General features: G+C 27.1%; 12 protein-coding genes. 3 read left to right on the forward strand and 9 right to left on the reverse strand.

All coding sequences use genetic code 11. The features are described from left to right. Window positions 1-6: 6 nt before the first annotated feature. Window positions 7-534 carry a LolA-like outer membrane lipoprotein chaperone gene (gene lolA, locus AC5LG6_RS02160; RefSeq protein ID WP_066168747.1) on the reverse strand — a complete coding sequence of 176 codons (528 nt, stop codon included), beginning with the start codon at window positions 532-534 and terminating at the stop codon, window positions 7-9. 59 nt (window positions 535-593) lie between these two features. Here lolA and secA point away from each other — a divergent pair, with 59 nt between their 5' ends. Both secA and AC5LG6_RS02170 read left to right on the forward strand, forming a co-directional pair. Beyond that, window positions 594-3200: a preprotein translocase subunit SecA gene (gene secA, locus AC5LG6_RS02165; RefSeq protein WP_498585569.1), complete on the forward strand. Its 2607-nt coding sequence runs from the start codon at window positions 594-596 to the stop codon at window positions 3198-3200. Window position 3201: 1 nt separating this feature from the next. Further along, complete coding sequence (locus AC5LG6_RS02170) at window positions 3202-4407, forward strand: ABC transporter permease (protein ID WP_187471283.1); 1206 nt, start codon at window positions 3202-3204, stop codon at window positions 4405-4407. 63 nt (window positions 4408-4470) lie between these two features. On the opposite strand, the gene mog is transcribed toward AC5LG6_RS02170, so the two are convergent. From mog to AC5LG6_RS02210, 8 genes are all read right to left on the reverse strand, one after another. Continuing rightward, window positions 4471-4998 carry a molybdopterin adenylyltransferase gene (gene mog, locus AC5LG6_RS02175; protein WP_066222264.1) on the reverse strand — a complete coding sequence of 176 codons (528 nt, stop codon included), beginning with the start codon at window positions 4996-4998 and terminating at the stop codon, window positions 4471-4473. Continuing rightward, window positions 4995-5513, reverse strand: a complete 519-nt coding sequence (gene bioV / locus AC5LG6_RS02180) for a pimelyl-ACP methyl ester esterase BioV (RefSeq protein WP_498585570.1) — start codon at window positions 5511-5513, stop codon at window positions 4995-4997. The genes mog and bioV overlap by 4 nt, the downstream gene beginning before the upstream one ends. Next, complete coding sequence (locus tag AC5LG6_RS02185) at window positions 5497-6981, reverse strand: AAA family ATPase (protein WP_498585571.1); 1485 nt, start codon at window positions 6979-6981, stop codon at window positions 5497-5499. Before AC5LG6_RS02185 ends, bioV begins: the two co-directional genes overlap by 17 nt. After that, entirely contained in the window at window positions 6962-8239 is a 1278-nt protein-coding gene (mtaB, locus tag AC5LG6_RS02190) for a tRNA (N(6)-L-threonylcarbamoyladenosine(37)-C(2))-methylthiotransferase MtaB (protein ID WP_498585572.1), read from the reverse strand. Before mtaB ends, AC5LG6_RS02185 begins: the two co-directional genes overlap by 20 nt. A 12-nt stretch (window positions 8240-8251) precedes the next feature. After that, a complete protein-coding gene (locus tag AC5LG6_RS02195) occupies window positions 8252-9934 on the reverse strand; it encodes a mechanosensitive ion channel family protein (protein WP_498585573.1) in 1683 nt (560 codons plus the stop codon). After that, entirely contained in the window at window positions 9935-10969 is a 1035-nt protein-coding gene (gene aroB / locus AC5LG6_RS02200; RefSeq protein WP_141054359.1) for a 3-dehydroquinate synthase, read from the reverse strand. Between the two features lie 84 nt (window positions 10970-11053). Then, window positions 11054-12928, reverse strand: a complete 1875-nt coding sequence (locus AC5LG6_RS02205; protein WP_498585574.1) for a bifunctional diguanylate cyclase/phosphodiesterase — start codon at window positions 12926-12928, stop codon at window positions 11054-11056. Beyond that, complete coding sequence (locus tag AC5LG6_RS02210; protein WP_148625345.1) at window positions 12925-13524, reverse strand: transglutaminase-like cysteine peptidase; 600 nt, start codon at window positions 13522-13524, stop codon at window positions 12925-12927. The genes AC5LG6_RS02205 and AC5LG6_RS02210 overlap by 4 nt, the downstream gene beginning before the upstream one ends. Before the next feature lie 82 nt (window positions 13525-13606). Between AC5LG6_RS02210 and AC5LG6_RS02215 the strand changes: the two genes are divergently transcribed. Continuing rightward, window positions 13607-14104: a SixA phosphatase family protein gene (locus AC5LG6_RS02215; RefSeq protein WP_260874972.1), complete on the forward strand. Its 498-nt coding sequence runs from the start codon at window positions 13607-13609 to the stop codon at window positions 14102-14104. Window positions 14105-14113 lie beyond the last annotated feature (9 nt).

Consider the following 14113-nt stretch of genomic DNA (forward strand, 5'->3'; position numbering starts at 1 on the left):
TTGTATCTATTTTCTTATTAAATCATAATTACTAGGAGCTACAAATACAAAAATATTATCATCAATTGGTTCATCTTGAACTGAATTTGAGAAAATTATCTCAACACTATTATCAAGAGTATCTTTGTAAGTTATTTTTTTTATTTTGTTACTACTCATAGAAATTTGATATTTTGTACCATCTATTGTTGAAACATAGTTATTGTTATCAATTTTTTTAGCCTCTTTTAAAAGCTTTAATATATTTATCTCATTTTCAAGAGTTGTAAAAATAGCTTGCTCTAATTCTGGCTCATCAACTATTGCCATATTATTCTCAATATAAACATTTTTAACCACTGGAGTTTTGTATTTCCACAAAATTTGTCCACTACTTTTTATAAAAACTTCACCTTGATAAGTTATTATATCACTTGAACTAGATGTAATAGTTTGAGTAAACTTTGACTGAAAACTTTTAAGATTTTGAATATCATTTGAAGAAAAACAGAAGCTTGAAAAAATAAACAGAGTAAAGATAAGCTTATAAAACATTTTTTAACCTTTTTTTATATATAATCATTGCTTCATTATAACGAAAAGGAACTAATTTTATGTTAAATGTTTTTTCAAAAGTTTTTGGTACAAGAAATGATAGAGTTGTAAAAAAATATAAAAATATAGCAAACGAAATAACAAATTTGGAAGCAAAATACTCAAAGCTAAGCGATGATGAGCTTAAAGCCAAATTTAATGAGTTTAAAAAAGAAGTACAAAACGATGAAAAATCATTGGATAGTGTTTTAAAAGATGTTTTTGCAATAACAAGAGAAGCTAGTGTTAGAAGCTTAGGTCTTAGACCTTATGATGTGCAACTAATTGGTGCTATGGTTTTAAATGATGGAAATATTGCAGAGATGAAAACAGGAGAGGGAAAAACTCTTGTTGGTGCTATTGCAGTTTGTTTAAATGCACTAAGTGGAAAAGGTGTACATGTTGTAACTGTAAATGATTATTTAGCAACTAGAGATGCAAATGAGCTAAAACCACTATATGAATTTTTAGGATACAGTGTTGGAGCTTTAAGTGATGCCGTAAGAGATGATGATATAAGAAGAGAACAATATGCTTGTGATATTACTTATGGAACAAATAGTTCATATGGGTTTGACTTCTTAAGAGATAATATGGTTTATGATTTAAAAGATAAAGTTCAAAGAGGTCATCATTTTGTTATTGTAGATGAAGTTGACTCTATTTTAATAGATGAAGCTAGAACTCCATTAATTATTAGTGGTCCAACAAATCACAAAAATTCAAACTATGTAAAAGCAAATGAGATAGCACTAAAATTAGTTCATGGAGAGCTAATAGAACCAAAAAATGCTAGTGAAAAACCAACTACAACCGGAGATTTTATTGTAGATGAAAAAAATAGAGCTGTAAGTTTAACAGAAGAAGGTCACATAAAAGCCGAGGAGCTTTTTGGAGTTGAAAATCTTTACTCGATTGAAAATGCTATGTTATCACACTCTCTTGACCAAGCACTTAAAGCAAACTATATTTTCCAAAAAGATGTTGACTATGTTGTAAAAGATGATCAAATCATTATTGTAGATGAGTTTACAGGAAGATTAAGCGAAGGAAGAAGATTTAGTGAAGGGCTTCATCAAGCACTTGAAGCAAAAGAGAAAGTTGCTATTCAAGAAGAGAGTCAAACTTTAGCAGATACAACATATCAAAACTACTTTAGAATGTACAAAAAACTTTCAGGAATGACTGGAACAGCTCAAACAGAGGCAACAGAATTCGCACAAATCTATAATTTAGATGTTGTATCTATTCCTACAAATGTGCCTGTTAAAAGAATTGATAAAAGTGATTTAATCTATAAAAGTGAAAGAGAGAAGTTTGAAGCCGTTTGTGAAAAGATAAAGTACTACCATGAAAAAGGACAACCTGTACTTGTAGGAACTGCAAGTATTGAAAAGAGTGAAAAACTTCATAAAATTCTATCAGATAAAAAAATTCCTCATACTGTTTTAAATGCAAAACAGCATGAAAAAGAGGGAAAAATAATCGCTGATGCTGGTCAAAAAGGTGCTGTTACAATTGCTACAAATATGGCAGGACGTGGAGTTGATATTAAATTAACACCTGAGATATTAGCTCTTGGTGGTTTAGCAATTATTGGAACAGAAAGACACGAAAGTAGAAGAATTGATAACCAACTTCGAGGAAGAAGTGGAAGACAAGGTGATGTTGGAGAGTCTCAATTCTATTTAAGCTTAGAAGATAATCTTTTAAGAATATTTGGAAGTGATAGAATAAAATCTATTATGGAAAGATTAGGAATAAAAGAGGGAGAGTTTATTGAGTCAAAAATGGTTACAAGAGCAGTTGAAAACTCTCAAAAGAAAGTTGAAGCTATGCACTTTGAAAGTAGAAAACATCTTTTAGAGTATGATGATGTTGCAAACGAGCAAAGAAAAGTAATATATTCATTTAGAAATGATTTATTAAAAGAGGATTATGATATAAGCTCTAAAATAGATGAAAATAGAGTTGAGTATGTTCAAAATCTTTTATCTGAATTAAATATTACTCAAGGTGCAAGTGAAGATGAGTTTGATTATGAGCAATTAGTAGCAAGACTTAAAGAAGAACTACATTTTATAGTAAAAATAGAAGATATAAAAAGTGAAGATTATGAAGCTTTAGAAAATAGATTAGTTCAAATTTTAAAAGATGTTTATGAGCAAAAAATGAGTAAAGTTGGAGATAAACAAAAAAGTGAAATTGAAAGAATTTTATATCTTCAAATTTTAGATAATGCCTACAGAGAACACCTTTATGCTATGGATACTCTTAAAACTGGAATTGGACTTAGAGGATATAACCAAAAAGATCCCCTAGTTGAGTATAAGAAAGAGTCTTATAATATGTTTATAGATTTGGTTTCAAATATTAAATTAGAAATTATAAAAATTCTTTTTACAATACAGCTTCAAAGTAAAGAGGAACAAGAAGCACTAGATAAAGTAAAAGCTAATATGGAAAAATCCAATGAGCATATAACTACAAATCTTGCACAAGAAGCTGTAAAAAGTAGTGATAAAAAGATAGCTAGAAATGAAGTTTGTCCTTGCGGAAGTGGATTAAAATATAAACAGTGTTGTGGTAAAAGTGGTCCAAAAAGAGGCTTGGTAGCAGGAATTTAATTTGAATAAAGAATTAATAAATTTTATAGTTAAAAAGTATCTAAAGTTTGATAAAAAAAATCCATTTATCTCTATTAGTGCTATTTTGGCTTTTATTGGTGTTGCAATCGGAGTTATGGTACTAATATTATCAATGGCAATTATGAATGGAACTGCAAAAGAGTTTGAGCGAAAACTTTTTACTATGAATTATCCATTAACTATATATTCAAAAGGTGCAAATAGTGTAACTGAAGATTTACTTTTAGATCTTGAGGCAAATTTTAAAAATCTTAAATTTTCACCATTTATATCAACTCAAGCTATTGTTCAAAATGCAAACAATATGAGTGGTGGAATGATTTTTGGAGTACTTCCTGAAAAGGAGGCAAAAATCAACCCTATTTTCAAAGAGGCTTTAAGCGATTTTGATTTTAGTAAATTTGACATTATAACAGGTGTTGGAATAAGCGATAAACTTCTTCTTACTCAAAATAGTAAATTAACACTCTATTTTACAGAGTTAAATCCAGCCGGTTTTTCACTTATGCCAAAAATGAAAAGATTTGATTATATTTCATCTTTTAACTCTGGTCTTAGTGCTTATGACAAAGCTTATATGTATACAACTATTGAAGCTTTACAAACTCTTCTGCAAAAAGATCTTGGCACTTACGATGGTATTCATGTACATTCAGACGATGCTTTTGTTGATATTGAAAAGCTAAGAACTTTTTTACAAGATAAAAGAGTTGGTGTTGTTGGTTGGTGGCAACAAAATGGAAACTTTTTTGCTGCCATGAAAATGGAAAAAACAGCTCTTTTTATAGTATTAATGTTAATTATTTTAGTTGCTTCATTAAATATAATTTCATCTTTACTTATGACTGTAATGAGCAGAAGAAAAGAGATAGCACTTCTTTTATCAATGGGTGCTAGCTCAAAAGAGATAAAATCTATTTTCCTTAAAGTTGGTATGGCTATTGGTTTTGGTGGTATTATTTTAGGTATTATTTTAGGCTTTATTGGCTATTTTTTACTTGATACTTTTGATATAGTTAGCTTACCAGCTGATGTTTATGGAAGTGCTAAATTACCTTTAGATTTAGCTGTTACAGATTTTATATCTATTGTTGTAGGATCTATTGTTATTGTATTATTATCATCTTTTTATCCAGCTAGCAGAGCCACAAAAATAGATGTTATTGATGTTTTAAGAAATGAGTGATTATATAAAGACTTAAAATATAGTATTTTTTTATACTATATTAGTCTAAATATTTTATAAAAACTATTTTTTTGGTCTAAAAGCTTTTATAATCTCTTCATTAGTCTCTAAATATGGACCTTCCATCAAATCAATACAGTATGGAATTGCTGGAAAAACTGCGTCTAAACACTCTTTTATTGATTTTGGTTTTCCTGGAAGGTTTACTATTAAAGAGCTTCCTCTAAGTCCTGCTGTTTGTCTTGAAAGAATAGCAGTTGGAACATATTGTAAACTTACACTTCTCATAAGCTCTCCAAATCCTGGCATCATTCTATCGCACACAGCTTCAGTTGCTTCTGGAGTTACATCTCTAAGAGAAGGTCCTGTTCCACCTGTTGTTACAACCAAACAGCACTTTTGATTATCTATTAAATCTATTAAAGTCTCTTCAATAGTCATTCTATCATCACTAATACATCTATAAACCTCTTGCCAAGGAGATTTTAAATAACTATTTAAAGTATCAATAATAGCCTTTCCTGATAAATCCTCATAAATTCCAGCACTAGCTCTATCACTTGTTGTAATTATTCCAATTTTTGCAATCATAATAAATGTCCTTTATCTTTAAAATAGTAAACAGTTGCAAACTCTTTAAAAAACTCTTTTGCATCTAAACTATCAATTATTTTATCGTTTCCACCAACAAAAACCTCTATTTTAATACCTTTTTTTATCAACTCTTCTAAATCTTCTTTGCTCCATTTAAAATTTAAAAGCTCTTCTAACTCTTTGAAACTTCCTTTTTTAAAGAAGTTTTCTATACTTTTTGTTGATTTATCTTTTACATTTTCTAAGAAATTTTTAATATAAGCATCTTCATCTTTTTTAAAAAACATAAGTTGCATTCTTTTAAACTTCTCATCTTTTGTTTGAAAAAATGCAGGTGAAAAGAGTTGAAGTTTATCAACTCTTGCTTTACTTTCTAAAGCTTGGTTAAAAGCTTTTATAGCTCCATATGAAAATCCAGAGATTATAAAATCCCCTATTTCTAAATAATCCTTAAAAATTTCACACTCATTTTTAAAACAAAATCCACTATAAAAGTTATTGCAAATCATCAAGAGTTATTACCTCGTTTTTAAGCATAATATCTTTTAATCTATTTATCTTTTCAATGTTTTGTGAAAATTCAAGTTTTAGACTCTCTTGTGCATCAAAAATTATATCTTTGCTATCTTTTGACATTTTATATTTTTCTACCATTAAAACTGCAATATCTTCTGCTCTTTTAATATCTTCTTCACCTATTGCAAATTTTTTATTTTTTATTAACTCAAGCCCAACACTTCCTGATAATTCTCTTTTAATATTCTCTTGCAACTCTTCAAAAGATAAAAATACTTTATTTATTTTTTTTACACCCTCTTCTAGTAAATTTACTTTTGATTTTGTAATATATGCCTTACAAGTTTGATAAATTGCTAGAATCTCTTTTTGCTCACTATCAAGAATCTTGAGCTGTTTTTTTCCAAACTCTAGCTTATTTTTTGCAATTTCAATATCATTTTCACTTAATGATTGATTATTATTTTTTATCATATTTAAAAGAGCCTCATTTACCAATGTTGCTAATGCAGCTGAGCTAAAACCTGATGTCTCATTTGAAAGTTTTTGAATATTTATCTCATATTTAACATCTTTTAAATAAAGCTCCAAAATCTTTCTTCTATCCTCCATGTTAGGTAATCCAACATACAATCTTCTATCAAATCTACCTGCTCTTAAAAGTGCATCATCTAAAACCTCTATTTTATTTGTTGCAGCAATTACAATTACACCACTCTCTCCATCAAATCCATCCATTTGAGTTAGAAGTTCATTTAAAGTAGACTCTCTCTCATCATTAGATTTTCCACTTCTTGCCTTTCCAACAGCATCTATTTCATCTATAAAGACTATCGATGGAGCATTTATTTTTGCACTTGAGAAAAGTTCTCTTACTTTTTTTGCACCCATTCCAACATAAATATGAACAAAACTAGCTCCACTTTGGTAAAAAAATGGCACTTGTGCCTCACCTGCAACTGCTCTTGCAATAAGAGTTTTTCCAACACCTGGAGGTCCTACAAGAAGAACACCTTTTGGTAGTTTTACACCAAATTTTTGGTACTTTTTAGGATTATTTAAAAAATCAACAATCTCTTCAAGCTCCTCTTTTATCTCTTTAATTCCTGCAACATCTTTAAAAGTAATATTTGAACTAACAGGTTTTATTGTAAAATCAATATTTTTTGAATCTCCATAAGATGAGTTTTTTTCTTGAAGCTCTTTTTCAAAAAGAGAACTTTCTTGTTTTAAACCTCTTTTTTTAAGAAAATAGTCTCTTATTTTATCTTGCTTAGCTCTTAAAACAAATGATAAAATAAGTAAGATAAATAGAAAACCAACTCCAATATAATAGCTTACTCCTTGAATATTTGTACTACTTTTATAGATTGTATAAGAGAATAAAACAACTAAAACTATAGCTGATAAAACCATTAACTTAAAGTTTTTATCTATATTTTTATTATTTAAATCTTGCTTCATTTTTATTAAACTCCACTTCATAATCTTCTAAATTTAACCAATCTGATACTAAATCTTCATTTGAAGTTATCTCAACTTGATTAAAAAACTGATCAAACCCTAAATACTTACCATTTTTTTCTTGTTCAACTAAAACCTCTAGTTTAACTTTATTATTCTTTATATTTTGTCTAAATTCGTAGTTTTTTTGTTTAATTATCTCTACAAGTTCAATATATCTATCTTTTGCAATATCACCTTTTACAATATCTTTCATAGAAGCACTTGGTGTTCCATCTCTTTTAGAATAAGTAAAAGCATGAATATGAGTGAGAGGAAAATTATGCAAATTTTTCATAGCTTCATTCCAAAGCTCTTGAGTTTCTCCTGGATGACCAACTATAAAATCAGTTCCTAAAGCATAACCATTTTGGCTTAAAAACTCAAAAAGCTCTAAATCACTTAAAACTTTATTTCTTCTATTCATAATTTTTAACATCTCTTTTGAAGTGTGCTGAAGTGCTATATGCAAATGTTTTGCCATAAAAGGCTCATTTATGAGCTCCTTAAACTCATCATCAATTTGAATTGGCTCAATACTTCCCATTCTAATTCTCTTAACACCTTTTATAAGTGACATTTTTTTAAGAAGTTTTGCTAAAGAAGTATGCATTTTTTTACCATAACTTCCTACATTTGTTCCAGTTAAAATAAATTCACTAAAACCATTATTAGCCAAAGTTTGCACTTGATTTAAAATAATACTCTCTTCATAACTTCTAGCATCACCTCTTACATGAGGTATAATACAATAAGAACATCTAAAATCACACCCCTCTTGTATTTTTATAAATGCCCTACTTTTTCCAACAAACTCTTCAACAACTGTTGTATCAAGACTTTTTAAATCGCCAAGTTTATAGAATTTATTATCTAGTTTTAAAAGTTCATTAATATTCTCTTTTTCACTTGAACCAAAAAGTCCATCGATTTTATCATCTGCAAAAAGCTTCTCACCCTTTGTTCTTGTTCCACAACCTGTAAATATTACTTTTGGAGAGTTTTCAAGTTTTTTTAAACTATTTATATAGCTTCTAGCTGTTGTATCTGCACTATTTGTAACTGTACAAGAGTTTATTATTACAACATTTGCTTCTTTTTCATTATTTGCTACATCAAAATCTTTTAGGTTACTAATCATCACTTGTGTATCAAAAATATTTGTTCTACAACCAAAAGTCTTAAAAAAAACCTTTGGTCTATGTTCACTAAAATTCATAAAATATTTATCCTAATTATCATCTACTTCAAACTCTTTTTTTGGCATTTTTGATGCTGGACCATAAGGATTTGAAGTTTTATTTATATTTATTTGCTGAGTTGGATAAGCTATATGTATATCATCCTCTTTCATTAAAGCTTCAAGTATTTCAGCACAAATAGTACTTCTTAAAACAAGTGCAGCAAAAGAGTTTGTAAGATACCAACCAGAAATAACCATTCCATGAGGTTCTAATAGAGTAAATACTCTTGGTTCAACTCCAGTTGCTCTAAGTTGATACTTATTTCGCATTTTTGAAAGTTGTTTTCTTGTAATATCACTATAACCTTTTGAATAGTGTTTCAAAATATCTCTAATAATTTTTTGAGCCTTTTTAAAATTTGAATCAAAAGTTAAAGTTATATCAATTCCATCCCAAACTGTTTTTAGTTCGCTATGACTATAATTTGAAATTAGTTCAGAGAATATATAGTTATTTGGTACAAAGAAAATTCTTCCAGCTCTTCTATTTTTCATATATGAAACAAGCGTAACATCCTCTTTTATAGTGATTTTAAATAATGAAATATCTAAAACATCTCCAACAGTTTCAACCTCTCCTTTTGTAACACGAATTCTATCTCCAACTTGAATAAAACCAGAAGTTACAATAACTAACCAACCAAAAATAGACATAAACCAATCTTTTAATGCAATAGCAATACCAGCAGATGCAAATCCTAAAATTGTTACAAGATATGAAACATTATCAATATAAGAGAAAAGAAGAAGCATTAAAACTAAAAAAGCCAATGTAAAATTTATAATTTTATTTACCATATAATAATTTTCATTTTGTGAAAAATATCTTTTTAGTGTTAATTTCACCAAAAATGAAACTATAAGCATAATTACAATAATAGCAAATATCAAAAGCATTTTTTGTACTTGTTGAGATATTTGATTTTTTATCTCTAAAATAACCTGTTCTATCTTTCTTCCATAAACCTCTTGAGTTGTAGTTACAATATCTAAAACAATATCAAAATCTCTTTTTTGTTTATCTAAAAATACTATTTTCTCTTTGTACTCATCTTTTGGCTCTAAAACGTATAAATTTCTATAACTATCAAGCTCTTCTTCGAGATTTTTTGATAAAAATTCTAATTGAGACTCTAAACTAGTAAATTGTTGTTTACTATCTTCCATCTTTTTTATACTTGATAGAGCATTAATTATTCCAAAAGGGTTTGTAATTTTTTCAACTATTTCAATTTCTGGCGGATTTATCAAACTTCCTATTGGTGAACCTTTATATTCGCTTATTAACTCTAGCTCATTCTCTTTTACTCTAATTTTATTTAAAAGTTGATACTCAAGCTCATCACTTAAATTATTTTTTCTTTTTAAACTATCTTTTAATTGTTCTAAATCAGCTGAAATTTTACTGTACGACAAATAGTTTGAATATCTTTTTAAAAGAATATTATCTTTAAATCCAGCCTCAATTTTATTTATTTTTTCAAGTAAAATATTTGCTTCGACCATGTTTTCAATATCTAAAATATTTTCATCTTTTTTTTGACTATTTTTTGAAGATCCTTTTTTTTGATCTACTTTTTCTGTTTTTGTATCATTTATATTATCTTGATTTGCATTTAAAACTGTAGTAGCAACTAAAAAAAGTATTAAAATAACTATTTTTTTAAACAATTAAAATCCTTTTAAAATTTCAATAACATCATCTTTTTTTATCTCATCTGTAATTTTACAATCACCAATCCCAACAGGTAAAATAAATTTAATCTTACTATTACTAGACTTTTTATCCAAGAAAAAATGCTCATAAAAATCTTCAACATCATTTATTTTAAAAGTTGTTGGAATATCATATTTTTTAAGTAAATTTTCTACTCTTTTTTCTTCTTCTTTACTCATAAACCCAAGCTTTACAGCTAAAGCATTTGCCATACACATACCAATTCCAACAGCTTCACCATGAAGATATGTTTTATAATTTGTAATATTCTCTATAACATGCCCAAAAGTATGACCATAATTTAATGCAGCTCTTAATCCTTGCTCTTTTTCATCTTGTGAAACAACCCAAGCTTTAGTCTCTACAGATTTTTGTATAGCTATATCAATATTTTTTTCATCTCTTAAGTCGTTATTTTCAAGCCAAGAAAAAAAATCTTTATTGAAACAAACAGCCATTTTTATAATTTCAGAAATTCCAGCTCCTAACTCTCTTTTTGGAAGAGTTTTTAAAAAACTTGAATCAATATAAACAGCTTTTGGCTGATGAAAAGTTCCTACTAGGTTTTTTCCATATTTATTATTTATTCCTGTTTTCCCACCAACACTTGCATCTACTTGCGATAAAAGAGTAGTTGGAATTTGAATAAAATCAATTCCTCTTTGATAAATTGATGCAGCAAAACCAGTCATATCTCCAATTACACCACCACCAAATGCAATAAGAAGAGATTTTCTATCAAGTTTTGCTTCAAAGCATGAACTTAAAATATCTTCTAAAGTTTGCATATTCTTATACTCTTCACCATCTTTAATTGTGCAAACAGATAACTCCTTTGCTGTTAATTTTGATTTTAAATACTCTAAATGAAAACCAGCAACCGTAGGGTTAGTAACAACAACAACTTTTCTATCAAAGCTCAATGCTTTTAATTTTTCGATATAAATTTCGTATGAATTATCATTTGTTAAGTCTATTTTTACAATCATAATTTATCTTTCATTTGATATAAGTAGAAATAGATATTAACCAAAAAAAGCTAAAAAAAGCCTTTTTTGGTCAAATAGTAGTTTTTATAATTTTGACATAACAGAGCCAGAAATTGCGTTTATTCCTATCTCTTCTAAAGTTTTTATCTCTTCAATTTCATCAACACTTGTAGCAACAAGTTTAATATCTAAAGATTGTGTAAGTATTTTTAACATATTCAAACTCTGTCTTGATTCAAGCAAGAAGAATTTTGAAGCTTTAATATAAAGTGGTCTTAACTCTTTTAAATAGTTATAATCATCGCTATTTGCAATAAAATTAAATATAGCAAAGTTAAATCCAAACTCTTTAAATAGTGAAATATACATCAAAGTGCTATTGAAATTTTTATTAAATGCCTCTTCTTCAATTTCAAAAATAATATTTTTTGAAATATGTTTATACTTGCTTAATAACTCTTTTAAATTTGCATAACTACTTAATTTTTCAATAAATAAAGTAGGAAGTTGAATCGATACAAACTCATTTGCTTTATTTTGTTTGAAAACTTTTTCAATGACATGTAAATATACTTCATCTAACCTATTTTGTTCTAAAACAGAGGCAATAAATTCGCCATATCTTATTGTCTCGCCTTTAAAATCAAGCTCAAAACTAATTGTTTTTAAATACTCTTCTTTTGAGTTAATATCAACAATATCTCTATGTATAAGCCTAAAAAACTCCTCTTTTAAAGATACATTTAATATATTTATCCACTCTTCTTTTGTTTTAATATTTTCCATATGAGTTACATAGAAATAATCTTTATCACTATTTACTTTTGCTTGAGAAAGTGTGTAGTCTATTTTTGTAAATAGAGTTCTTAGACTCTCTTCATTTTCATATTTACAAAGACCAATAAAAATATTATCTTCAAGCTCTACAATAGCTTTTAAATCAATTATCAGTTTTTCTAAAGCGTTTTTTACATCTTCTTCTTTAGCATTTGGAACAAGTGCTAAAAACTCTGAACCATTCATTCTAACAACAATATCATTATCTACATTAAAACTATTTTTTAACTTTGAAGCTAATTTAAACAAAATCTCATTTGTTTTTATAAATCCATAAGTTTTGTTTATTACATCAAGTTTTATTGAAAGAGATACTATAAAACCTTTATTATTTGAGCTATCTTTATCTAAATACTCATTTGCTTTTAATATAAAATATTTTCTATTATTTATTTTTGTTACTTCATCAAAATATAAAAGCTCTTTATTTGTCTTTAATACTTCATTTGTATTTTGAAACATTTTTTCAAATTTAGAAACCATACTGTTTATACTAGTTGTTAAAGTTTTAAACTCATCTGTAAATGGTTGCTCTGTTGAGAGTATAAACTCATTGTTCATTACAGCTTTTGCTTGATTATTTATTGTTCTTAAAGGTTTTAGTATAAAATTAAAAAATATAGATAAAATAATTATTAAAACAACAAAACTAAATGCTAAAGATTGTAAAAGTTTAATAAACATACTATATGTCTGATTATAGTATATAGCTCTATCTGCATAAATTTCTAAAACTCCTAAAACATTCCATCCCTCTGAAATACTAGCAAGTGCTGAAATTTCACCAGTATCTACAATATTAATAAACCAATGTGGTATCTCATCGCTTATTATTAAATCTTTTTTTAGTTCATAAACTATCTCATCATTAATATTTTTAAACACAATTTTTTCATAATTTCCATTATCAAAAGCTGCATTTATAACTGTTTTTATAGTTCCTTCATCAACTCCTGCATTTGTTATTGATAAACTAGTACTTGTAACACTATTTTGTACATTTTCATACAAAGATTTTGCCGATGAATCTTTTATAATATTAAAAGATAGACCAATAATAGATACAAAAAGTATCAAAAAAATAAAACCAAGAACAATAGAAACTTGCTTTAATAAACTCATATTTTTTTTCCTTTATAATCTTTAATTAATGTATCCCACTTTCTGTGAGCAGCTGTTTTTTCACCTTTTAAAATATTTGGATTAAAGTTGAAAACTGGTATCAAATCATCTCTTTTTGAAGCTGGCTGTATAGTTTTTCTTAAATTATCTAAAACTAAGGGTTCAGAACTTGGTGTTTCAAAATATGTCAAAACCATATGTGCTTCATTTGAAGATTTAACTCTAACATAAGATAAAAACATTTTAGAAGTTGGAACTCCTAAGTATTCAAGTGCAAGATATTTTGCAATTGCATAATCTTCACAATCTCCTTTATCTTTTGCTAAGAATTCATAAGGGTTTGCCCAATAATCACTAGTACCATAAACAGTTTGATCACTTGCATATTTTATATCGTTGAAAAAATCATTTATCTTCTCAAGCTTTGTTCTTAAATCAGAGTTTTTGTTTTTTTCCAACATAGTATTTAATGCAATAAACCTATTTTTTGCAAATTTTCCATATTTTTCTTCAACTTTTAAAATTAAAGAGGTATCAACAAAATCAGCATTTATAGTAAAAAACAGTAGAAAAAATATACTAATTAAAATTTTCATGTAATTATTATATCTAAAAATAATATATTTTTTTCTTTTCTATAATATATGATAAAATGAGAAAAAAATTGAAGGATTTTATATGAAAGAGTTGATTTTAATAAGACATGCAAAATCTAGTTGGTCAAATCCTCTTTTAGAAGATTTTGAAAGACCTTTAAATAAAAGGGGTGCAAAAAATGCACCTTTTATGGCAAAAGTTTTAAAACAAAAAGAGGTAAATCCAGATTTAATAATCTCTTCACCATCAAAAAGAACAAAAGATACTTTAGATTTTTTTATCAAAGAGTTTGATTATAAAGGAGAAATTATCTTTGAAGAATCGATTTATGAAGCACCTTATATTAATATTTTAAAAGTTATAAAAAATATAGATGATAAACATAAAACTATATTTTTATTTGGACATAATCCTGGATTTAATGATTTAGCAGATTTTTTATTAGGAAGATTTGAAGAGAATATCCCTACATGTGGAGTATTAAAACTAAATTTTAATATATCAAAATGGGAAGATATTAAAGAAAAAATTGGAATTTTAGAGTTTTTTATATATCCAAAAATGTTTGATAAATCTTAACTAAAAAGT

It is taken from the genome of Arcobacter thermotolerans (assembly GCF_983172305.1).

Coding starts and splice junctions, on each gene's coding strand:
- lolA (WP_066168747.1), bottom strand. CDS start 534: ATGTTTTATAAGCTTATCTTTACTCTGTTTATTTTTTCAAGCTTCTGT.
- secA (WP_498585569.1), top strand. CDS start 594: ATGTTAAATGTTTTTTCAAAAGTTTTTGGTACAAGAAATGATAGAGTT.
- mog (WP_066222264.1), bottom strand. CDS start 4,998: ATGATTGCAAAAATTGGAATAATTACAACAAGTGATAGAGCTAGTGCT.
- AC5LG6_RS02185 (WP_498585571.1), bottom strand. CDS start 6,981: ATGAAGCAAGATTTAAATAATAAAAATATAGATAAAAACTTTAAGTTA.
- mtaB (WP_498585572.1), bottom strand. CDS start 8,239: ATGAATTTTAGTGAACATAGACCAAAGGTTTTTTTTAAGACTTTTGGT.
- aroB (WP_141054359.1), bottom strand. CDS start 10,969: ATGATTGTAAAAATAGACTTAACAAATGATAATTCATACGAAATTTAT.
- AC5LG6_RS02205 (WP_498585574.1), bottom strand. CDS start 12,928: ATGAGTTTATTAAAGCAAGTTTCTATTGTTCTTGGTTTTATTTTTTTG.
- AC5LG6_RS02210 (WP_148625345.1), bottom strand. CDS start 13,524: ATGAAAATTTTAATTAGTATATTTTTTCTACTGTTTTTTACTATAAAT.
- AC5LG6_RS02215 (WP_260874972.1), top strand. CDS start 13,607: ATGAAAGAGTTGATTTTAATAAGACATGCAAAATCTAGTTGGTCAAAT.